The 19,001-nt window shown below is 35.5% G+C and carries 21 protein-coding genes and 3 pseudogenes; 15 read left to right on the top strand and 9 right to left on the bottom strand.

All coding sequences use genetic code 11. From position 1 onward, the window contains the following. Nucleotides 1–270: 270 nt before the first annotated feature. A pseudogene (locus tag QRY57_RS17800) lies at nucleotides 271–428 on the top strand (IS3-like element ISBce13 family transposase); the annotation flags it as partial. Nucleotides 429–595: 167 nt separating this feature from the next. Here QRY57_RS17800 and QRY57_RS17795 read toward each other — a convergent pair. Next, nucleotides 596–760, bottom strand: a pseudogene (locus tag QRY57_RS17795) (acetyltransferase); the annotation flags it as partial. 132 nt (nucleotides 761–892) lie between these two features. Between QRY57_RS17795 and QRY57_RS17790 the strand changes: the two are divergent. The 5 genes from QRY57_RS17790 (at nucleotide 893) to QRY57_RS17770 (ending at nucleotide 6,362) form a co-directional block, all read left to right on the top strand. Continuing rightward, the gene (locus QRY57_RS17790; RefSeq protein ID WP_286015753.1) at nucleotides 893–1,096 is read left to right on the top strand and encodes a hypothetical protein; all 204 of its coding nucleotides are present in this window, start codon (nucleotides 893–895) and stop codon (nucleotides 1,094–1,096) included. A gap of 241 nt (nucleotides 1,097–1,337) precedes the next feature. Next, nucleotides 1,338–2,957: a long-chain fatty acid--CoA ligase gene (locus QRY57_RS17785; protein WP_286015752.1), complete on the top strand. Its 1,620-nt coding sequence runs from the start codon at nucleotides 1,338–1,340 to the stop codon at nucleotides 2,955–2,957. 189 nt (nucleotides 2,958–3,146) lie between these two features. Continuing rightward, a complete protein-coding gene (locus tag QRY57_RS17780) occupies nucleotides 3,147–3,722 on the top strand; it encodes a biotin transporter BioY (protein ID WP_286015751.1) in 576 nt (191 codons plus the stop codon). Nucleotides 3,723–3,805: 83 nt separating this feature from the next. Then, the gene (locus QRY57_RS17775; RefSeq protein WP_286015750.1) at nucleotides 3,806–5,272 is read left to right on the top strand and encodes an acyl-CoA synthetase; all 1,467 of its coding nucleotides are present in this window, start codon (nucleotides 3,806–3,808) and stop codon (nucleotides 5,270–5,272) included. Then, the gene (locus tag QRY57_RS17770; protein ID WP_286015749.1) at nucleotides 5,265–6,362 is read left to right on the top strand and encodes an acetyl-CoA C-acyltransferase; all 1,098 of its coding nucleotides are present in this window, start codon (nucleotides 5,265–5,267) and stop codon (nucleotides 6,360–6,362) included. The genes QRY57_RS17775 and QRY57_RS17770 overlap by 8 nt, the downstream gene beginning before the upstream one ends. A gap of 106 nt (nucleotides 6,363–6,468) precedes the next feature. Here the strand turns inward: QRY57_RS17770 and QRY57_RS17765 are convergent, their stop codons facing one another. Then, on the bottom strand, nucleotides 6,469–7,671 hold the full coding sequence (locus QRY57_RS17765) for an alanyl-tRNA editing protein (RefSeq protein WP_208018580.1): 1,203 nt from the start codon (nucleotides 7,669–7,671) through the stop codon (nucleotides 6,469–6,471). A 135-nt stretch (nucleotides 7,672–7,806) separates the two neighbouring features. Here QRY57_RS17765 and QRY57_RS17760 point away from each other — a divergent pair, with 135 nt between their 5' ends. Beyond that, nucleotides 7,807–8,199, top strand: a complete 393-nt coding sequence (locus QRY57_RS17760; protein ID WP_026591646.1) for a hypothetical protein — start codon at nucleotides 7,807–7,809, stop codon at nucleotides 8,197–8,199. Between the two features lie 76 nt (nucleotides 8,200–8,275). Here QRY57_RS17760 and QRY57_RS17755 read toward each other — a convergent pair whose 3' ends face one another. Both QRY57_RS17755 and QRY57_RS17750 read right to left on the bottom strand, forming a co-directional pair. Beyond that, complete coding sequence (locus tag QRY57_RS17755) at nucleotides 8,276–8,656, bottom strand: Hsp20 family protein (protein WP_026591645.1); 381 nt, start codon at nucleotides 8,654–8,656, stop codon at nucleotides 8,276–8,278. Nucleotides 8,657–8,799: 143 nt separating this feature from the next. Further along, entirely contained in the window at nucleotides 8,800–8,943 is a 144-nt protein-coding gene (locus QRY57_RS17750; protein WP_000414451.1) for a small acid-soluble spore protein P, read from the bottom strand. Between the two features lie 116 nt (nucleotides 8,944–9,059). Here QRY57_RS17750 and QRY57_RS17745 point away from each other — a divergent pair, with 116 nt between their 5' ends. Next, nucleotides 9,060–9,323, top strand: coding sequence for a hypothetical protein (locus QRY57_RS17745; protein ID WP_026591644.1), 264 nt, complete (start codon nucleotides 9,060–9,062; stop codon nucleotides 9,321–9,323). A 47-nt stretch (nucleotides 9,324–9,370) separates the two neighbouring features. After that, the gene (locus QRY57_RS17740) at nucleotides 9,371–10,099 is read left to right on the top strand and encodes a polysaccharide deacetylase family protein (protein ID WP_026591643.1); all 729 of its coding nucleotides are present in this window, start codon (nucleotides 9,371–9,373) and stop codon (nucleotides 10,097–10,099) included. Between the two features lie 42 nt (nucleotides 10,100–10,141). Here QRY57_RS17740 and sspO read toward each other — a convergent pair whose 3' ends face one another. Next, on the bottom strand, nucleotides 10,142–10,291 hold the full coding sequence (sspO, locus tag QRY57_RS17735) for a small acid-soluble spore protein SspO (RefSeq protein ID WP_026591642.1): 150 nt from the start codon (nucleotides 10,289–10,291) through the stop codon (nucleotides 10,142–10,144). A 286-nt stretch (nucleotides 10,292–10,577) separates the two neighbouring features. Between sspO and acnA the strand changes: the two genes are divergently transcribed. Further along, nucleotides 10,578–13,301: an aconitate hydratase AcnA gene (gene acnA / locus QRY57_RS17730; RefSeq protein WP_286015748.1), complete on the top strand. Its 2,724-nt coding sequence runs from the start codon at nucleotides 10,578–10,580 to the stop codon at nucleotides 13,299–13,301. Nucleotides 13,302–13,506: 205 nt separating this feature from the next. Here acnA and QRY57_RS17725 read toward each other — a convergent pair. The 3 genes and pseudogenes from QRY57_RS17725 to QRY57_RS17715 form a co-directional block, all read right to left on the bottom strand. After that, a pseudogene (locus tag QRY57_RS17725) lies at nucleotides 13,507–13,832 on the bottom strand (YmzC family protein). Nucleotides 13,833–13,846: 14 nt separating this feature from the next. Continuing rightward, nucleotides 13,847–14,059, bottom strand: a complete 213-nt coding sequence (locus tag QRY57_RS17720) for a hypothetical protein (RefSeq protein WP_286015747.1) — start codon at nucleotides 14,057–14,059, stop codon at nucleotides 13,847–13,849. Between the two features lie 314 nt (nucleotides 14,060–14,373). Further along, nucleotides 14,374–14,964 carry a DUF4306 domain-containing protein gene (locus tag QRY57_RS17715; RefSeq protein WP_286015746.1) on the bottom strand — a complete coding sequence of 197 codons (591 nt, stop codon included), beginning with the start codon at nucleotides 14,962–14,964 and terminating at the stop codon, nucleotides 14,374–14,376. Nucleotides 14,965–15,167: 203 nt separating this feature from the next. Between QRY57_RS17715 and QRY57_RS17710 the strand changes: the two genes are divergently transcribed. From QRY57_RS17710 to tlp, 5 genes are all read left to right on the top strand, one after another. Beyond that, a complete protein-coding gene (locus QRY57_RS17710) occupies nucleotides 15,168–15,743 on the top strand; it encodes a redoxin domain-containing protein (RefSeq protein WP_286015745.1) in 576 nt (191 codons plus the stop codon). Between the two features lie 117 nt (nucleotides 15,744–15,860). Continuing rightward, entirely contained in the window at nucleotides 15,861–16,808 is a 948-nt protein-coding gene (locus QRY57_RS17705) for a 3'-5' exonuclease (RefSeq protein ID WP_286015744.1), read from the top strand. A 156-nt stretch (nucleotides 16,809–16,964) separates the two neighbouring features. Beyond that, a complete protein-coding gene (locus QRY57_RS17700; RefSeq protein ID WP_081811010.1) occupies nucleotides 16,965–17,108 on the top strand; it encodes an FbpB family small basic protein in 144 nt (47 codons plus the stop codon). A 43-nt stretch (nucleotides 17,109–17,151) separates the two neighbouring features. Continuing rightward, nucleotides 17,152–17,286 (top strand): acid-soluble spore protein SspN, encoded by a 135-nt coding sequence (gene sspN / locus QRY57_RS17695; protein WP_003199081.1) that lies wholly within the window; start codon nucleotides 17,152–17,154, stop codon nucleotides 17,284–17,286. Nucleotides 17,287–17,391: 105 nt separating this feature from the next. Beyond that, the gene (gene tlp / locus QRY57_RS17690; protein WP_026591635.1) at nucleotides 17,392–17,616 is read left to right on the top strand and encodes a small acid-soluble spore protein Tlp; all 225 of its coding nucleotides are present in this window, start codon (nucleotides 17,392–17,394) and stop codon (nucleotides 17,614–17,616) included. A 15-nt stretch (nucleotides 17,617–17,631) separates the two neighbouring features. On the opposite strand, the gene QRY57_RS17685 is transcribed toward tlp, so the two are convergent. Beyond that, the gene (locus QRY57_RS17685) at nucleotides 17,632–18,924 is read right to left on the bottom strand and encodes a glycoside hydrolase family 18 protein (RefSeq protein ID WP_026591634.1); all 1,293 of its coding nucleotides are present in this window, start codon (nucleotides 18,922–18,924) and stop codon (nucleotides 17,632–17,634) included. Nucleotides 18,925–19,001 lie beyond the last annotated feature (77 nt).

The following is a 19,001-nucleotide window of genomic DNA, read 5'->3' as shown; positions in this document are numbered from 1 at the left end:
CGGCACTTTGTTTTTGGTAATGAGTTTTGGAACAGTTTTTTGACCAGATTTCTGTTAGCTTTATTAGAACTCAATAAAGTTCCTTAAACGACCGTTTTCGGTTCTTGTAAAAAAATAATAAAGTTGTTTCATTTTCGGATAGCGAATAATTAATATTAGTAAATCTCCGTTTCTTTAAACAATTTATTTTACATATTCCAAGGGTTAATATAGTCATATGGACACAACTTAGTTAAGTCCTTACAATGGGTTTCAAGGAGAAGTGTCCGTATGACAAACAAGAAATTTAATGAAGAGTTTAAAAAAATGGTTGTTGAATTATATCGTTCGGGACAACCTTTCAAACAATTAAGCGGCGAGTATGGCGTATCAGAGGTATTTATAAATGGATTAAAATATATTCTCCTATCACATCAGTTGATGAAGAATGATAGAGATGCCAACGCAGGACAAAATTTGAGAAAAGAGGCCTTAAGGCTTCTAACCATAGGGACTACGGGGATTGCCTACTTATAAAGCCGAAGGATATTTTTGTGTTCGTAGGAATCCCCCACTTCAAACAGTTTGTTAGACTGCTAAGTGGGGGTAGTTCAAGAGTCCAAATTGATTTTGTATAAGCAATGTTCATACCACAGTGTTCCATATTGTTTTGATTTACACTTCTAAAATGTGCTTGACCAACAAGTAATTTACACTGTGATTTTAAAGCGCTATGAATTCGTTTTTGGATTAATAAGGTATGACAGCCATTGCACTGGAAATTACGATGTAAGAATACGACTCTAATGCTATTTTTTCTTTCAAAATTTAGGAGAAGTAGGAAGTTTTTTGTGGAAGGAAAATGGAAGATTACTGTCGAAGGGAGTAGAAACAGAACAAAGGTGGTGCTCTCATGCGAAAGATGAAGGTAGATACATGTTCTTATTGTGGTTCTACCAATATTGGAGAAGGTGAGTTTGTTGGATATGCACAAATAAGAAAGAAAGAGACAATGTTTACTTCTTCTCCAGTTGATGCTTATATTTGTACGGATTGTGGAAGTATACTTTTAATGAAAGTACGAAATTATCAAAAATTTAAGCAGAAACCACTATGATAGAAGAAAAGTATCTATATCCAAGTCTTTATAAGAACCGATTGATATTACGTTCGATACATATTATCAAAAGATAAAGAGAGGAGGTTTCTCATGTAGCCACTCTCTTTTCAATTATGAGAGAAGCTGAAGTATTTCTTCGGAAATAATTCAGAAAATACAGAAAAATAAAACTTTAGAACGTGAAAGTTTGGTATAATATTTAAAAATGAAAACGCTTTAATGGGGGGTTGGGACAAATATGATGATGAATGTACCATTAACAATTAGTTCTATGATAGAAAGGGCAGAAAAGCTGTTTCCAAAAAAAGAAATTGTCTCGCGTACACATGATACGATCACAACTTTAACATATAAGCAATTAGGAGAACGAACGAGAAGACTTTCTAGTGCGTTAAAAAAATTAGGGATAAAAGAAGGGGAACGAGTTGGAACTTTAGCTTGGAATCATCATCGACATGTAGAAGCGTATTTCGCAATTCCGGGCATTGGATCTGTCTTGCATACTATTAATATTCGCTTATCTCCTGGGCATATTTCCTATATTATTAGACATGCAGAAGATCGTATTTTACTCATTGATGAAGATCTTGTACCACTTGTTGAAAAAATTCAAGGTGAATTATCGACTGTACAAGCATACATCATTATGAGTGATAAAAAAGAACTTCCAGAAACTTCATTAGAACCTGTTTATCACTATGAACAACTACTAGTAGAAGGAGATCCTGATTTTTCATTCTTAAAAGATATTGATGAAAACACACCAGCAGGTATGTGTTATACGTCTGCGACAACAGGTAACCCAAAAGGTGTTGTATATACGCATCGTAGTACAGTACTGCATTGTATGGCGCTAGGACTCGCGGATACAGCAGCATTATCTGAAAGTGATGCAGCAATGGCAATTGTTCCAATGTTTCACGTCAATGCTTGGGGGCTGCCTTTTGCGGCAACGTGGTTTGGCGCGAAACAAGTGTTACCTGGTCCAATGTTTACACCGAAAATTTTGCTTGAAATGATACAGAATGAAAAAGTAACTTTGGCTGCCGGTGTACCAACAATTTGGCTTGGTGTTTTGCAGGAATTAGAAAATAATCGTTACAATTTATCAAGTATGAAACGGATTTTATGTGGGGGTGCTGCAGCTCCTAAAAGTGTGATTGCAGCATTTGAGCAAAAGTATAATGTACCATTTGTCCATGCATATGGAATGACTGAAACAAGTCCACTTGTGACACTTGCAAGGTTAAAAAGTTATGAGACAAATTTATCTTACGAAGACCAACTTGAAATTCGATCAAAACAAGGATATCTTGTGCCAGGTGTTGAGATGAAAGTAGTTGGAGTAAACGGAGAAGTGAAGTGGGATGGAACTGAGATGGGGGAATTGTGCTTACGGGCACCGTGGATTGCTGCAAGTTATTATAACGATGAACGCACTGTAGAAGGATTCCGTGATGGTTGGTTATATACAGGGGATGTTGTTACAGTTGATGAGGAAGGCTGTGTTAAAATTGTTGACCGTACAAAAGATGTGATTAAAAGTGGGGGTGAGTGGATTTCATCTGTAGATTTAGAAAATGCTTTAATGGCACATGAGGCGGTATTTGAAGCTGCTGTTGTCGCGGTTCCTCATCCTCAGTGGCAGGAACGTCCTATTGCATGTGTTGTACAAAAGCAAAATAGGTCTGTAACGAAAGAAGAATTATATGAATTTTTACAACCACAGTTTGCAAAGTGGTGGTTGCCAGATGATATTGTGTTTATGGAGGAAATTCCTAAAACATCGGTTGGGAAATTTTTAAAACAAGCATTACGAAAAGAACTAGAGAATTTGCATAAAAGTAGCGAAAAATAATGTATAAGAAGAGGCGACTCCCATCAGCAGGAGTCGCCTCTTCTTATACATGAATCCTGTTTATAGTGGTTTTAATTGTTAACTGAAATTATAAAATTGTTGACAATAATACAAGAGAAAAGGTAAGATAACTCCAATGATATGTTATCCTATCATAATTTATAGTTTACAAACAGGGGAAATAAACACATGAATACAAAGAATTTAGTTTTTGTCGCTTTATTTAGTGCAATTATGGGTGTGTTAGGACTGATACCACCAATTGCGCTTTCTGTTACACCTGTTCCTATTACATTGCAATCTCTTGGTGTTATGCTTGCAGGAGGATTGCTTGGATCTCGCCTTGGGGCATTAAGTCAAATGGTTTTCTTGTTTGTTGTTGGAGTAGGAGCGCCATTATTAGCTGGTGGTCGCGGTGGTCCAGGTGTATTTGTTAGTCCGAGTGCAGGTTATTTAATTGGATACGTTGTTGGAGCATTCGTGATAGGATACCTTGTAGAACGCTTACATCATGTATCTGTTATAAAAGTATTTTTCATTAATATAATTGGTGGAATTCTAGTGGTTTATATATTTGGCGTGACTGTTCAATCATTTATCATGGATATTTCTGTATGGAAAGCGATTAAAGTAAGTGTCGTATTTTTACCAGGTGATTTCATTAAAGCTGTGATTGCAGCATTTCTTGTACCTAGATTACATCGTTCAATGAAACATATTATTACGCCTGCTGTAAAGCATGCTAAAATCTCAAATGCTAGCTAAAGAACGTAAGAGACTTTATAAAATCTAGGAAACACGTATTAGCGTGTTTCTTTTTGTTATCTGAAAGGAAAGGATGAATAGTAGTGGGGATTGCATCGCCTTATAGGAAACATACTTGTATACATCCGGATAAAATAGCGATCCAGGAAAAAGATAGACGAATAACATATAAAGAATGGCATGAATCTGTTTGCCAAGTTGCAAATTGGCTCAATAAAGAAAAAACTATGAATAAAACGGTTGCGATTTTATTAGAGAATCGTATTGGATTTTTACAAATCTTTGCAGGTGCTGCATTGGCAGGGTGGGTTTGTGTGCCACTTGATTTAAAGTGGAAGCAGGATGAACTTGAAACAAGGTTGAAGTTAGCAAATCCAACTATTGTCATTGCGGCTGAGCAATGTAACATGAATGAATTGCCACGAATAAATGGAACTGTACTTTCTATCAATGAATGGAATCCGCTGGTGGGTAATCAGTTAAATACGTATCATTCTTCAGAAAGTGTACAAAATCTCCCTTTCTATATGGGGTTTACATCGGGATCAACTGGCGAGGCAAAGGCATTTCTTCGTGCACAGGATTCCTGGGTTCATAGCTTTGATTGCAATTTGCATGATTTCCATATGAAAAATAATGACATTGTTTTGCTTGCGGGTACATTGGTGCACTCTCTTTTTTTATACGGGGCAATAAGTGCACTATATTTAGGACAAACAGTGTATCTAGTAGAAAAGTTCATTCCAAATCGTGTGTTATCTATATTAAAACAAGAGAAGATTTCAGTGATGTATACCGTTCCAACGATGCTAGAGGCATTATATAAAGAAGAAAGTATTATAGAGCAAGAAATAAAAATAATTTCTTCAGGAGCAAAATGGGAAACTGAAGCAAAACAGAAAGTAAAAGCCGTATTTCCGTATGCAAAAAGATATGAATTTTATGGTGCTTCTGAATTAAGTTTTGTTACAGCACTAACAGATGTAGAAAGTGAAAGAAAAGCCTCTTCAGTTGGAAAGCCATGTCATAATGTGCAAGTTCGGATATGTAATGAAAAGGGTAGAGAATTAAAGCAAGGTGAAATTGGAACAGTTTATGTGAAAAGTAATCAGTTTTTTATGGGATATTTACTGAATGGAAATCTATCTTGTCAAGTTACAAAAGATGGTTGGATGACTGTACATGACATAGGGTATCAAGATGAGGAAGGTTTTATATATATAGTGGGTAGAGAAAAAAACATGATTTTATTTGGAGGTATAAATATTTTTCCAGAGGAGATAGAGAGTGTAGTATCTACTCACCCACATGTTGAAGAAATTGTAATTATTGGTATGAAAGATGAATATTGGGGCGAAAAGCCTGTTGCGATAGTGAAGGGGAAAGCTACAAAGCAAGAGCTGAAAAGTTTTTGCTTACAACGATTATCATCATTTAAAATTCCAAGAGAGTGGTATTTTATTGATGAAATCCCTCATACAAGTAGTGGGAAAATTGCTCGTGAAGTAGTAAAAAGGATCATTGAAAAGCAGGAGAAAGTTTATGAATAGAGCTGTTATTGTAGATGGAAAGAGAACGCCGATTGGTAAGAAAAATGGAATGTTGAAAGGATATGAGGTTCAGCAATTGGCAGCACCTTTACTGGCGCACTTAAGTAAAGGAATAGAGCATGAAATTGATGATGTAATATTGGGAAACGTTGTTGGACCAGGTGGAAATGTTGCGCGGTTATCAGCACTTGAAGCTAGGCTTCCTTATAAAATACCAGGTGTAACAATAGATCGCCAGTGCGGTGCAGGATTAGAAGCAATTCGAATGGCTTGTCACCTTATTCAAGGCAGGGCAGGTAATTGTTATATTGCTGGAGGGGTGGAAAGCACAAGCACATCTTCCTTCCCGAATAGAGCTCGTTTTTCACCTGATTTTATTGGAGACCCAGATATGGGAGTGGCAGCAGAGTATGTAGCAGAACATTATAAAATTACAAGGGACATGCAAGATAAATATGCTCGTCTCAGTTATCAAAGAACATTGCTAGCACTTAAAAAAGGATATTTACAAAAAGAAATCCTTCCGATTTTTTCAAATGTAACGGAGGATGAAACGATAAAGTACGGAATGAATTATGAACGAATGATAAAGAGAACAAGGCCGGCTTTTTTACAAGAAGGAACAGTGACAGCAGGAAATTCTTGTGGTGTGAATGATGGAGCGTGTGCTGTACTCGTAATGGAGGAAAGGAAGGCTCGTGAACTTGGATATAACCCGATTCTTCGGTTTGTTCATAGTACTGTTATTGGTGTGAATCCGCATTTGCCAGGGAGTGGGCCTATATTTGCTGTGCAAAAGTTATTACAAGATCAGAATCTATCAATAGACGATGTTGATTATATTGAAATGAACGAGGCTTTTGCTGCGAAAATTGTAGCGTGTGCACAAGAACTACATATTCCATATGAAAAGCTAAATGTGAACGGTGGAGCAATTGCTCTTGGTCATCCTTACGGTGCATCAGGAGCGATGCTTGTGACTCGTTTATTCCACCAAGTACAAAGAGAAAAGGCACAATACGTAATTGCAACATTAGGTATTGGTGGAGGAATAGGGCTTGCTCTATTATTTGAGAAAGTAGAAAATTAGAAAAAATCTAGTTTTCTACTTTTTTGGTTTATAAACATTACTTCCAGGTTTTGATTTTATTTCATTCCAAGCAGAGATAGCATCAAGCTATCTTTTATATTTTATTTCAAACAATTTTTTGTGATAAATGAATAAGTTGAGCTAAAAATGCTTCTCCTGTAACAACTGCTTTACCGCCGCCGCGAGCACTTTTTTGATTACCACCGCCTTTTCCTTCAATAGCAGGGAGAGCATTTTTTAAAATTGTATTCATGTTTGCTGTTACTTCTTTTCCGCATGCAAGAACACATTGTAGTTTTTCTCCGTTTTCAGTAACCAGGTATGTAATCGAGTGTTCATTTTGTTCAGTAATAATAGCTGATAATTTTGCGATTTCCTGCATGGAACGATTTCTAAAGACTTTAGAAATGAGTGTGCCAGCATGTATGTTTTGGGATTCTTGCAGTAATTCAGTTGCTTCTACGAATAGTAGTTTTTCGTTCATAGTTTGTAGTGCTTTTTCACTTTCTTTCTGAGAGGTAAGCAGCTGGGTTACTTTATTTGAAATATCATTTTCACTACTGTTTAACTGTTTGGAAACGTCTTTAATAATTTGTTGATAATGTCCCAATAACTTGAGTGCACGCCATCCTGCAACAAATGTTAAACGGATGCCACCTTTATTTCGCTCCCAGCCCATTATATGAATTGGTCCCACTTCACCTGTATATTTTGGATGTGTACCGCCACACCCGTTGTAATCGTAGTTTTCAATCATTACAACACGAATATTTTCTGTAATGGTTGGTTCTTTTCGGAGAGGCAACTGTTTTGCTTCCTCTAAATTCATCCATTTGATATGGATAGGATGGTTTTCAAAGACGATTTGATTTGCGATCTGGAGTGCGCTAGTAGCTGTTTCTACCGAAAGTTCAGGCGTGTCTAAATCAATTGTTATTGTTTCTTTTCCGAGATGAAAACCAATTGTAGGAATGTCAAAATGATCCCAAAAGGCAGCAGATAGGATGTGCTGTGCTGTATGTTGTTGCATATGATCAAAACGACGTTGCCAATTGATTTCACCTATCACTTCTTTTGTATGTAATTCATTTGATATAAAATGACGAATTTCGTCTTCAACTTCCTCAACATTGGTGACGGAAGCATCATTTAATGTTCCTGTGTCATGTGGTTGGCCGCCGCCAGTTGGATAAAAGGCTGACTCTGTTAAAGTAACATATAAATTTCCTGCGTTATCATAGTCCTGTTTTATAATTTGTGCTGTAAATGATTGCTGATAGGCATCGGTGTAGTATAATTTTTTATTCACTTTCGTACTCCTTTCTATTTCACTAGATTTATTGTAAAACAATCTAAATAAGTTTCCTAATATTTCAGAAGAAAAAACCTATTTTTAGAATTTTCTTGCTATAATAGGAAAAAGGAACATACGGGGGTGGATGAAATGCTGTACGAAAATGGCGTAGACAAATTGATTCGTCTCAATACAAATATTTCTGAACTATATCGTGAATTACATGCAATGACCCGGACTTTAACAGAATGTAATCGAGAAAGCGTGATGTTTGATCGGCTATATGTAAAAGAACTATTATGGAAAAAAGAAGATGTGTCCGCTATGTATGATCAGCTTCTCGTTCAGCTTTGTATCAATGAATGCTTTGATTTAAAAAGTGTCATTACTGGTGAATACAAATATACGTATGAGGAAGTAGAAACTGCGGTCCTTGAATTTAATGATAAGTATAATGTAGACATCCTAATCAAGGATGTTTGCAAAGAGTTACAGTTTACATATGGTATTGACATGGAGTTATCTAGAACAGCTAGGGTATAATTATAGGTATTAAAAGAAAAGCAGGATAGGAAAAGTTGGTAGAGAACTTTTCTTACCCTGCTTTTTATATAACGTTTTAATTTAAAAAAAGTACTTTTTTCTCATATTTATTTGCAAATTCGGTTTTGGAAATGTGTATGGAAAGAAACCCATTTTCTAAACAGGCTAGCATTTTCTTATAAATGATATTGGTAGGTAAAGAAATTGTTCGTTGTAAAGATGAATTCTTATGGAATATATGAATTGTTAGGCCTGTCTCCATCTTGTTTATAAGTACATTTTGTTCTGAAGCATTAGGGATATCAGTCTCTAAAATGTACTCTTGCTCTGTTTCACAAAGATCAATGTGGATGTGATTAGGGAAACTAAAGTTGTCGTATGAATCAGAGCAAAATTGATCCATCCATTCTTCAAAACCATCAACACGAAAAAGACAATTTTTCTTTTTCTTGCCCATGTAAGACACCCTCCGTAAAGTCTCAATTCATACTATAATATGCATTAAGAAATTAGAGGTGAAAAGTAAACTGGAAAATATGTCAATGAGTTTATTGAAAGTGGCTAAAGCAAGGAGGACAATGCATATGCATTGTCCCACTTTTACATATCGTGATGTGCGTGATTTTTTTGTCTTGAATGATTTCGATTTTTTACTTTATGAGATCCACTTAAAGGCTCAGGTTGCCCAGAAGGCTGTCCTTTTTTTGTATTTTGACGAATGGACTTGCTATTGTTTTTTTCCATGTTGTCACCTCCCTCTTATATTTAGAATGAGAGAACTTTGTAAATTTATACGAGAATGTTTTTATGAAAAACGGTAAAGATAAGTGAGACTAACTTTAACAGAAAGGGGAAAGCATATGCCGTATCATAAAGATAAACAGCAAGCTTTTCAAGCCGCGCAGCAAGGAGTCGTACAAGCGGAAAATTTATACAATAATATCGTGAGAAATGACCCGAATTATGGTCAGGATTTAAAACATTTACGACAAGAAGTACAAGAGGCATATGAACAAATCCAAAATGCATTAGAAGTAGCATCTGAAACACAACGTCCACAACTTGAACAGTTTGAAAGTAATTTACAAAATATTATGCGAGATGTGGATCAGTTAGATGATTGAACAGGTTGTTGTATGATTTCAACAACCTGTTCAATTCTGGAGTCAATATGTTGAAAAGAAAAATTTCTGTAATAATAATCATTTGTTTAATTTGTGTAGTACATATATTTCAAGTGGACAAAGTAGAAGCAAAAATGTTAATGAGAAAAGAATTAGAGCCTACAGGTTATGTGACATGGGAAGTACCAAATAACGAGAAAATAATTGCAATTACGTTTGATGATGGCCCGGATCCTATATACACACCGCAAGTATTAAAGTTATTACACCAATATAAAGCTGAGGCAACTTTTTTTATGATTGGTTTTCGAATTCAACGGAATCCGTATTTAATTAAGCAGGTGCTGAAGGAAGGTCATGAAATTGGAAACCATACGATGAATCATTTATATGCTAGAAGCGCATCTGATGAAAAATTAAAAGATGATATTTTAGCGGGGAAAAAATATTTGCAAAAATGGGTAAAAGAGCCGATGCTTTTCCGTCCACCAGGCGGATATATTAATGATGCGGTATTTGCAACAGCAAAAGAAGCCGGGTATCAAATTGTGTTATGGTCATGGCATCAGGATCCGAGAGATTGGGCAAATCCGGGGACTGAGTCTATTGTGAAACATGTCGTAACAAATGCGAAGAGTGGAGATATAGTATTATTGCATGATGGTGGGAGTGACCGCGGTCAAACTGTAGCTGCATTGGCAAAAATTTTGCCGGCTCTTCAAAAGGAAGGGTATCGATTTGTGAAAGTTTCGGAGTTGTTACGTTACAAACATTAAAAACAGTAAAAACCCCAAAAGGTACTCCTTTTGGGGTTTTTACTACTGATTCTTTTTACGTTTTTTATTATTTTGACGCTGAGCTGGTGTTAATGGCTCATTGGCGAATTCCTCATTATAGCCAGCCCCTTGTCCTTGTGCTGATGCAGCATTCATTCCTTGAATTACATGGTTAGCTTTACGTTTACCCATTTCGTTTCACCCCTATAATATTTTCTCTATAAAAACAAATAATGATACATGTATGAACAGTAAAGTAATGCTCAAAGAGAAAGCTTTACTTTATGGTAATAGTATTCATAAGGAGAGCGAAGACTATTCAAATTTCCAGAGATAAAGAAAACTTATGATAAACTATAAGTTTCTTATTATTTACTTATTTAGAAAGTTGTAATAAGATATTATCGTAAGGTATTGAAAAGTTTGTCTACATTTTATATTCAGACAACTCAGTCACGTTTAACAGGGGGGAAACATAATGGTCAAACATAATCCATTTCAATCTCGTGAAACATTTGAAGTAGATGGAAAAACGTATCATTATTATCAATTAAAAGCGCTTGAAAATGCAGGGGTTGGCAACGTATCGAAATTACCATATTCAATTAAAGTTTTGCTTGAATCTGTACTTCGTCAAGTTGATGGACGTGTTATTACAGAAGAGCATGTTACAAATTTAGCGAAATGGGGAACAAAAGATGTTCAAGATATCGATGTTCCATTTAAACCATCTCGTGTAATTTTACAAGACTTCACAGGTGTTCCAGCTGTCGTTGATTTGGCTTCACTTCGAAAAGCGATGGCAGATATGGGTGGAGATCCTGATAAAATTAATCCAGAAATTACTGTAGACCTTGTAATCGATCACTCTGTACAGGTTGATAGAGCGGGTACAGCTGACGCGCTTGAATTCAACATGGACTTAGAGTTTAAACGTAATGAAGAACGTTATAAATTTTTAAGCTGGGCACAAAAATCATTTGATAATTATCGTGCAGTTCCACCAGCAACAGGTATTGTACACCAAGTAAACCTTGAGTATTTAGCACCAGTTGTTCATGCTGTGAAGAATGCTGAAGGCGAATTAGTTGCATACCCGGATTCATTAGTTGGAACAGACTCTCATACTACAATGATTAATGGTATCGGCGTTCTTGGATGGGGCGTTGGTGGTATTGAAGCAGAAGCAGGGATGCTTGGACAACCTTCATACTTCCCAGTACCAGAAGTTATCGGTGTGAAGTTAACTGGTACACTTCCAAGCGGTACAACAGCAACAGACGTTGCATTAAAAGTAACGCAAGTGTTACGTAAAAAAGGTGTAGTTGGTAAATTTGTTGAGTTCTTCGGTGACGGACTAAAGAGCATGCCTTTAGCTGACCGTGCGACAATTTCAAACATGGCACCAGAATATGGTGCAACTTGCGGATTCTTCCCAATTGACGAGATTTCATTAGATTACTTACGTTTAACAGGAAGAGATGAAGAACAAATTCGCGTTGTTGAAGAATATTGTAAAGCAAACGGTTTATTCTATACAGCAGACAGCAAAGATCCAATTTATACAGACCTTGTTGAAATTGATTTAAATACAATTGAATCTAATCTTTCAGGACCAAAACGTCCACAAGATTTAATCCCTCTTTCAAATATGAAAGATGAGTTCCATAAAGCAGTTGTGGCACCAGTTGGAACGCAAGGACTTGGATTCAATGAACAAGAATTCGATAAAGAAGTGAAAGTTGTATTAAAAGATCAAGAAGTAACGATGAAAACAGGTGCAATTGCAATCGCTGCGATTACAAGCTGTACAAACACATCTAACCCATATGTATTAATTGGTGCAGGTTTAGTTGCGAAAAAAGCAATTGAAAAAGGTCTTAAAGTACCTGGTTATGTAAAAACATCATTAGCTCCAGGATCTAAAGTTGTTACAGAGTACTTAGATAAATCAGGTTTAACAACATATCTAGATCAATTAGGATTCCAAACAGTTGGTTACGGCTGCACAACTTGTATTGGTAACTCTGGTCCATTAGCACTAGAATTAGAAGAAGCAATTGCAGCAAACGACTTATTAGTAACATCAGTTTTATCTGGTAACCGTAACTTTGAAGGTCGTATTCATCCGCTTGTAAAAGCGAACTACTTAGCATCACCACCACTTGTTGTGGCATATGCGCTTGCTGGTACAGTTGATATCGACTTGAAAAATGATGCAATTGGTAAAGATGTAAACGGTAATCCTATTTACTTTAACGATATTTGGCCATCAGCGAAAGAAATTGAAGAAGTGGTTCAAAGCGTCGTAACATCTGAACTGTTCAAAAAAGAATATGCGCAAGTATTTAACAGCAATGAACGCTGGAATGAAATCCAAACTTCAAATGAAGCATTATATACTTGGGACAATGACTCAACATACATTCAAAACCCACCGTTCTTTGAAGGTTTATCAAAAGAACCAGGTGAAGTAGAAACACTTTCAGGTTTACGTGTAGTTGGTAAATTTGGAGACTCTGTAACAACAGACCATATTTCACCAGCAGGTTCAATTGGTAAACATACACCAGCAGGTCGCTATTTATTAGAAAATGGCGTACAGCCAGTTGACTTCAACTCTTATGGTTCTCGTCGTGGTAACCATGAAGTTATGATGCGCGGTACATTTGCAAACATTCGCATTAAAAACCAAATCGCACCAGGAACAGAAGGTGGATATACAACTTACTGGCCAACTGGTGAAGTAACATCTATCTATGATGCTGCAATGAAATACAAAGAAGACGGTACTGGACTTCTTGTAGTTGCTGGTAAAGATTACGGTATGGGAAGCTCTCGTGACTGGGCTGCGAAAGGTACTAACCTTTTAGGTATTAAAGCAGTTATCGCAGAAAGCTTTGAGCGTATTCACCGTAGTAACCTTGTACTAATGGGTGTATTGCCATTACAATTTAAAGATGGCGAAAGTGCAGAAACACTAGGTCTTGTTGGTAACGAGTCATTTGAAATTCAAATCGACAAAACAGTTAAACCACGTGACCTTGTAAAAGTAGTTGCAATTGACCCAGAAGGAAATGAAAAACAATTTGAAGTAGTAGCACGTTTCGATAGTGAAGTTGAAATCGACTACTATCGTCACGGTGGTATTCTGCAAATGGTTCTTCGTGAGAAAATTGAAGAGTCTAGAGTGTCAAACTAATAAAGTTGTTGTAGTAAAAGAGAAAAGTAAATATTTTCAATCAAAATTAGGAAGCTGACTGAGGTTAGCTTCCTAATTTTATGTGAAAATGAAAGAAAAGGGATGAAGCAAGGAGAATTAGAGACATTGGTTATTTCAGACATTCCTAATTGGGTAAGGTTGTACGAGTCTGTATTAGTGGAATACATTCATGATATATCACAATTTATTTCGCTTTATTGAGTTGATAGTCGTATGTAGAAAAATCTACCGTATTAAATTCTTTTATTGATGTCATTTTAGTTGTTTCAGGATTATAATTAAATATTTTAAGGGTATGTCTATCACCACTTGCAGGATCATTCTTCTTATAAGCAAATGCATTTTCTGCAAATTACTAGTTAGTGTATCAACTGGAGAAGAATCGTGGTTTGTAGAAACTTCAACAACCTTTCCTCTGTCAAAAAATATAAGGATTATAATTAAGATGACAAAACATATGCGCATATAGCGTAGTTCTTTACTAATTAGATGCTCTCCCGTAGCATTCATCTTTCCTATCATTATTAAGAACTAGAGATTGAAGTAATTGAGTAAAAGCTAATAATGCCAAGCGTGGTGAATAAAATAAAAGATACCAAAGCTGTATAAATGCAAACACGGCCGGCTTTTCTTTTTTCAGGATCTTTACTAAATAGGGAGATAATCCACGCGATAATACCAATAGGATAGAGTATAAAACTAAAAACATAGAGAATAGCTTTTTCAAATGAGTGCATAAGAACCCTCCTTTTTTTAATGAAGTCATTTTTAGAAAAAAATACAAACATCTTCTTTATTGTGATTTTTAATTTTCTGAATATCGCTATAACATAAGAGGGAACGGAATAGAAGGTCCTATAAAGCATCCAAGCATTGAAATTGAGGGGGATTTCACGCGAATTCCATCCAGATATAATAACGAAAAATAGGTGGAATAACAAAAGAAATAACAGCAGAAGACCATTTCAACTGAGAGAGTAAGATTCCCAAAACAATAGATAATAATGGTAAAATAACAAAAATAAAAGTCACGAGATGGGTGAGTATTACCTCATGTGTTTATACGTTTGTGAAAACGTATTTGAGTAAAAATTTTAAAAACGATTAATCCGATTATATAAAGAAAGCTTAGAATGAAAATTATGCAAGAGGTAGGCGATTTTTGCAATGTGTATAACAATTTATCAATATAGTGAATTTGATTTACATCTGTAATTGATGCCGGTGAAAAGACTAAGTATTTCTCCCAATTCTTTTCCACAGCAATCATGGTACCTATAGAATGAGTGACAAGTAATGTATAAAGAAAAATAGGAAGAACAATCATGAGTTGTAACCCAATGAATCCTGTTTTATATTTTCTATAGTATAAATAGCGAGTTATCATAATTCCTATTAAATAGATAATTGATAATACAAAAATTGTAGTAAAAACTGGACTGTACTTAAAGGCATACAGTAGTTTATCAATTTTATAAATTTGATTGGAGCCTTCTGCTGTTTTTGGAGTGAAGACGAGGTGTTCTTTCCAGTCCTCTGAAATGGTTAAATAGCTGGCAGTCCAGCTTGTGATAAATAATGAGAAAAATAAAATGGGAAGAATGAAAATGTATTGTAACCAATGTAAAACGGTTTTGTTCATAGATAATCACACCCTCTTCCAAATTATAACTATTATCATTATATGATAAAAAGAGAGGGTTTTCGGTTTTTAATTAAGAATATTCTATTTATTCATCAGGAGAATATTTCCAAGCTTGTCCGTATAAGCTAAAATAAAGTGTAAATCCGATTATTATTTTTGAAATGATATGATAAATGACTGAAACTATAAGGGTGATGTATATGTGGCGAAAATTTACGGTTATTATCATCTTACTTTGTTTAGCTGGTTACGCAGTATATGTGCAATTTGGAAAAAATGAAGAACAAGTAAGGGAAGAGCCGGTGAAAAGTGAAGCAACGATGAAAGAGGTCATTGCAAAGAATGGAATTGAAGTAGGAAAGAATGCACCTAATTTTGAGTTGTCAAAATTAGGTGGGACAAAAGTAAAATTATCGGATTTGAAAGGAAAGAAAGTTATTTTAAATTTCTGGGCAACATGGTGTGGACCTTGTCAGCAGGAAATGCCGGATATGGAAGCTTTCTATAAGAAGCATAAAGATGGTGTGGAAATCCTTGCTGTAAATTATACGGTTTCTGAAGGTGCTAACGGAGAAGAGAAAGTGAAGCGGTTTGCAGAAGAGAAAGGAATTACTTTTCCTGTTTTACTTGATAAGGATATAACTGTTACAACAACATATAAAGTAATTACCATTCCAACTTCTTATTTTGTGGATACAAAAGGTGTGATTCAAGATAAATTTATCGGGCCGATGACACAAAAAGAAATGGAGAAACGAATTGCAAAACTAAAATAATATGAAGAAGACAGGAATGGCAAAAGTCCATTTCTGTCTTTTCTTTTTCATCAAACAGCTTGTTCATGATATGATAAAAGAAATTTGAACGATAATAATCATGAAGGAGAGTATGTTGTGGGACATTTATCTTTGCCAGCAGACTATGTTGTGATTGATTTTGAAACGACAGGATTTAATCCTTATAATGACCGAATAATTCAAGTGGCGGCGGTTCGATACCGTAATCATGAGCTGGTAGATCAATTTGTTTCTTTTGTAAATCCAGAGAGGTTTATTCCAAGTCGGATTACCAGTCTAACAGGGATTACAAATTATCGTGTTTCAGATGCTCCAACGATTCAGGAAGTGTTGCCATTATTTTTAGCGTTTTTAGGTAAAGATACGATTGTTGCTCATAATGCTTCGTTTGATATGCGTTTTTTAAAGAGTAATCTAAATAGGCTTAGATTGCCAGAACCTAAAAATAAAGTAATTGATACGGTATTTTTATCGAAAAAATATATGCAGCATGCCCCAAATCACAAGTTGGAAACTTTAAAAAGAATGCTTGGAATTCGTTTGAGTTCCCATAATGCACTTGATGACTGTATTACATGTGCGACCGTATATCGAAAATGTGCTGCTATTCAAGAAGAAGGACAAAAGAAAATGAAAAAAGAGCTGATTGAAGAAGAGGCAGTATGCACATTAATAAAAGAAATGCTTATGAAACATAATCGCGATGTAGAGTGGATCCGTTATGTAAGTGTCGGAAATTATTTAGATATTAAAGCTTTTTATCCAATTGTGAGGATGAAAGTAAAAGGGCGAAAAAAATATGTACTAACAGAAAAAACAGAACAAGACGTGCTAGAGATATCTACTAGCTTAAAATGTGAACCGGCTTTAAAAAGTGAAATAGGTATGACGAGAATAATGATTGAAAGTTTAGATGACCTTACGAAGTTAGAGAGCTATATTTTGGCTGAATATGATTCAGTGTTACGAGCATTACACGAGTATAAAGAAAATCAAGTGAATGCAGAAGAAGCGATTAAGAAATATTTGAGTATAATGAAATGAAAAATCCATTCGTTGTCCAAGGACTGCGAATGGATTTTTTTGTGCATAATAGACTTTTCTTTAACAAAACATAAAATTTTCTTACAAATCTGATTAAAGAGTTTTTCATTTGCTCATACTAATTAGTAAGAAAGAGAAGGAGAAAGGATGAACAGCATGAGAAGAAATCGTCGGCAAACGTTTGAAGAACTTGTGAAGGAAAATAAAAGGCAACTGTTAAGCGATCGTGATGCAATTGAACGGATTGAAGAACGGATTGAAAAGCGTTATGAAATGCAACTTTTTAAGCAGGCTGAATAATTCTTACCGCTAGTATGATACTAGTGGTAAGGAGGCGAATGTTATGGGAAATCCAAAAAAGAACTCAAAAGATTTTACACCAGATCACATTGGAACACAGTCAAAAAAAGCTGGTGGAAATAAAGGGAAGCAAATGCAAGATCAGACAGGGAAACAACCGATTGTGGATAACGGTTAAAGAAAAGGAGAATGTTTTCATTCTCCTTTTTTTATGTGTATACATAATCTAATTCGTTTTTGGAAAGCTAATATGTATATATATCTTAATTAGGAGGGAAACAACATGTCAGAGCAATATAAAGCAAATCCAGATGACAGAAGTGATAATGTAGAAAAATTGCAAGAGATGGTACAAAATACGATTGATAATTTTAATGAGGCAAAAGAAACTGCAGAAGTTTCAAATGAAAAAGACCGTGCTGCAATTGAAGCAAAAAACCAACGCCGTTTAGAAAGTATTGATTCATTGAAAAGTGAAATAAAAGATGAATCTGAAAATAATGGGTAAAAAGGCTGACAGTTGTCAGCCTTTCTTTATAATTGAGAAATTTTCAGTAAGTAAACGCCAGTTTTGCGGAAAAGGGAGTCCGATTTTCCAATAGCTAATTCCGCGAATGCCTTGTTCTTTTATTAAATTAAACTTGCTTTGAACAGACCTAGCATCTTCAAACCATACTTCGTGCTGCACGCCGTTTTCATCAAAATAATTAAAGTGCGGTGCTTGTGCTGTGAAATCATAACGAATTGGAACATTATATTTACGAGCAAGTGCAACAGCTGCAACAGAACTAACAGCTTTTGCAGGAGGGTTTCCTGCTTTAAAGGGAAGCTTCCAGTCGAAACCATATAAATTCTGTCCCATCATAATTTTTCGCGGGGGCATTTGGGATTTTGCATATTGGATTACCTGTCTTACAGGGCCAATAGGAGAAACTGCCATTGGTGGTCCGCCTTGCCATCCCCAGTCATAAGTCATAATCACAACAAAGTCAACAATTTCCCCTTGTGCTTTATAATCATGTGCTTCAAAAAACTTTCCTTTTTGTTTTGAACTCGTTTTTGGTACAAGTGTCGTACTTAATGTATATCCCTCAGGTAATCTTGTTTTTACATTTCGTAAAAAGCGGTTGTATGCTTCGCGATCTTCTGGAGCGACATTTTCGAAGTCGAAATGAATATCACGCATACCGTATTTCTCAGCTGTTTGTAGAATGTTAGTAATAAACTTATTTTGAATGGTAGCGCTTCTTAAAAGAATAGATGCTAATGCGGTGCTAAAGTTTCCATTTTCGATATTAGTAATAACGAGCATTGGGATTGTTTGTCCTTGCTTAGCGAGCTCAGCAATTTTAGCGGTTTCAGTTGGTTCTTTTAAAGTACCATCTCTTTGTGCTTCAAAGCTGAAATAAGCTAAATATGTTAAAAAAGGATTAATAGCCCGTGTAGCACTTACTAAGCTTTCTTTAATAGGTATTGTGGAAGGTTGCAAATAGGCGATAGATTCTATCTCTCGTTTGGAGCCCTTTGGGACATATAATTGTTGACCAACATGGAGAATGGATTTTAATGATAGATTATTAACTTTTGCTAGGCTGGCGAGAGGAACGTTATATGTTTGAGAAATTCGATAAAGGCTGTCTCCAGGTTGTACGTAATAATTATTTCCTTTCGTATTTACAATTAGTGCCTGACCGACAACAAGTGTTTCAGCTGGATTAAGTCCGTTGTCTTTTACAATTTCTTCGGGCGTAGTACCAAATTTTGACGCTAAGCTATATACGCTATCACCGCTACGAACGGTTACAATTTGAATCATATACTCGCTCCTTTCAGTAAAAGATCCACCGTTTCTATTTTATTTTTGATTTCACTGTATTATGATTAAATGTATGC

Source organism: Bacillus arachidis (genome assembly GCF_030285945.1).
Classification (GTDB): Bacteria; Bacillota; Bacilli; order Bacillales; family Bacillaceae_G; genus Bacillus_A; species Bacillus_A arachidis.
The sequence above is the reverse complement of the archived record's forward strand: the minus strand, read 5'-3'. Positions and strand labels throughout refer to the sequence as shown.

What these genes read in the sequence shown, in the direction of transcription:
- QRY57_RS17790 (WP_286015753.1), top strand. Translation starts at nt 893, where the DNA reads ATGCGAAAGATGAAGGTAGATACATGTTCTTATTGTGGTTCTACCAAT.
- QRY57_RS17785 (WP_286015752.1), top strand. Translation starts at nt 1,338, where the DNA reads ATGATGATGAATGTACCATTAACAATTAGTTCTATGATAGAAAGGGCA.
- QRY57_RS17780 (WP_286015751.1), top strand. Translation starts at nt 3,147, where the DNA reads ATGAATACAAAGAATTTAGTTTTTGTCGCTTTATTTAGTGCAATTATG.
- QRY57_RS17770 (WP_286015749.1), top strand. Translation starts at nt 5,265, where the DNA reads ATGAATAGAGCTGTTATTGTAGATGGAAAGAGAACGCCGATTGGTAAG.
- QRY57_RS17760 (WP_026591646.1), top strand. Translation starts at nt 7,807, where the DNA reads ATGCTGTACGAAAATGGCGTAGACAAATTGATTCGTCTCAATACAAAT.
- QRY57_RS17755 (WP_026591645.1), bottom strand. Translation starts at nt 8,656, where the DNA reads ATGGGCAAGAAAAAGAAAAATTGTCTTTTTCGTGTTGATGGTTTTGAA.
- QRY57_RS17750 (WP_000414451.1), bottom strand. Translation starts at nt 8,943, where the DNA reads ATGGAAAAAAACAATAGCAAGTCCATTCGTCAAAATACAAAAAAAGGA.
- QRY57_RS17745 (WP_026591644.1), top strand. Translation starts at nt 9,060, where the DNA reads ATGCCGTATCATAAAGATAAACAGCAAGCTTTTCAAGCCGCGCAGCAA.
- QRY57_RS17740 (WP_026591643.1), top strand. Translation starts at nt 9,371, where the DNA reads ATGTTGAAAAGAAAAATTTCTGTAATAATAATCATTTGTTTAATTTGT.
- sspO (WP_026591642.1), bottom strand. Translation starts at nt 10,291, where the DNA reads ATGGGTAAACGTAAAGCTAACCATGTAATTCAAGGAATGAATGCTGCA.
- acnA (WP_286015748.1), top strand. Translation starts at nt 10,578, where the DNA reads ATGGTCAAACATAATCCATTTCAATCTCGTGAAACATTTGAAGTAGAT.
- QRY57_RS17720 (WP_286015747.1), bottom strand. Translation starts at nt 14,059, where the DNA reads ATGCACTCATTTGAAAAAGCTATTCTCTATGTTTTTAGTTTTATACTC.
- QRY57_RS17715 (WP_286015746.1), bottom strand. Translation starts at nt 14,964, where the DNA reads ATGAACAAAACCGTTTTACATTGGTTACAATACATTTTCATTCTTCCC.
- QRY57_RS17710 (WP_286015745.1), top strand. Translation starts at nt 15,168, where the DNA reads ATGTGGCGAAAATTTACGGTTATTATCATCTTACTTTGTTTAGCTGGT.
- QRY57_RS17700 (WP_081811010.1), top strand. Translation starts at nt 16,965, where the DNA reads ATGAGAAGAAATCGTCGGCAAACGTTTGAAGAACTTGTGAAGGAAAAT.
- sspN (WP_003199081.1), top strand. Translation starts at nt 17,152, where the DNA reads ATGGGAAATCCAAAAAAGAACTCAAAAGATTTTACACCAGATCACATT.
- tlp (WP_026591635.1), top strand. Translation starts at nt 17,392, where the DNA reads ATGTCAGAGCAATATAAAGCAAATCCAGATGACAGAAGTGATAATGTA.
- QRY57_RS17685 (WP_026591634.1), bottom strand. Translation starts at nt 18,924, where the DNA reads ATGATTCAAATTGTAACCGTTCGTAGCGGTGATAGCGTATATAGCTTA.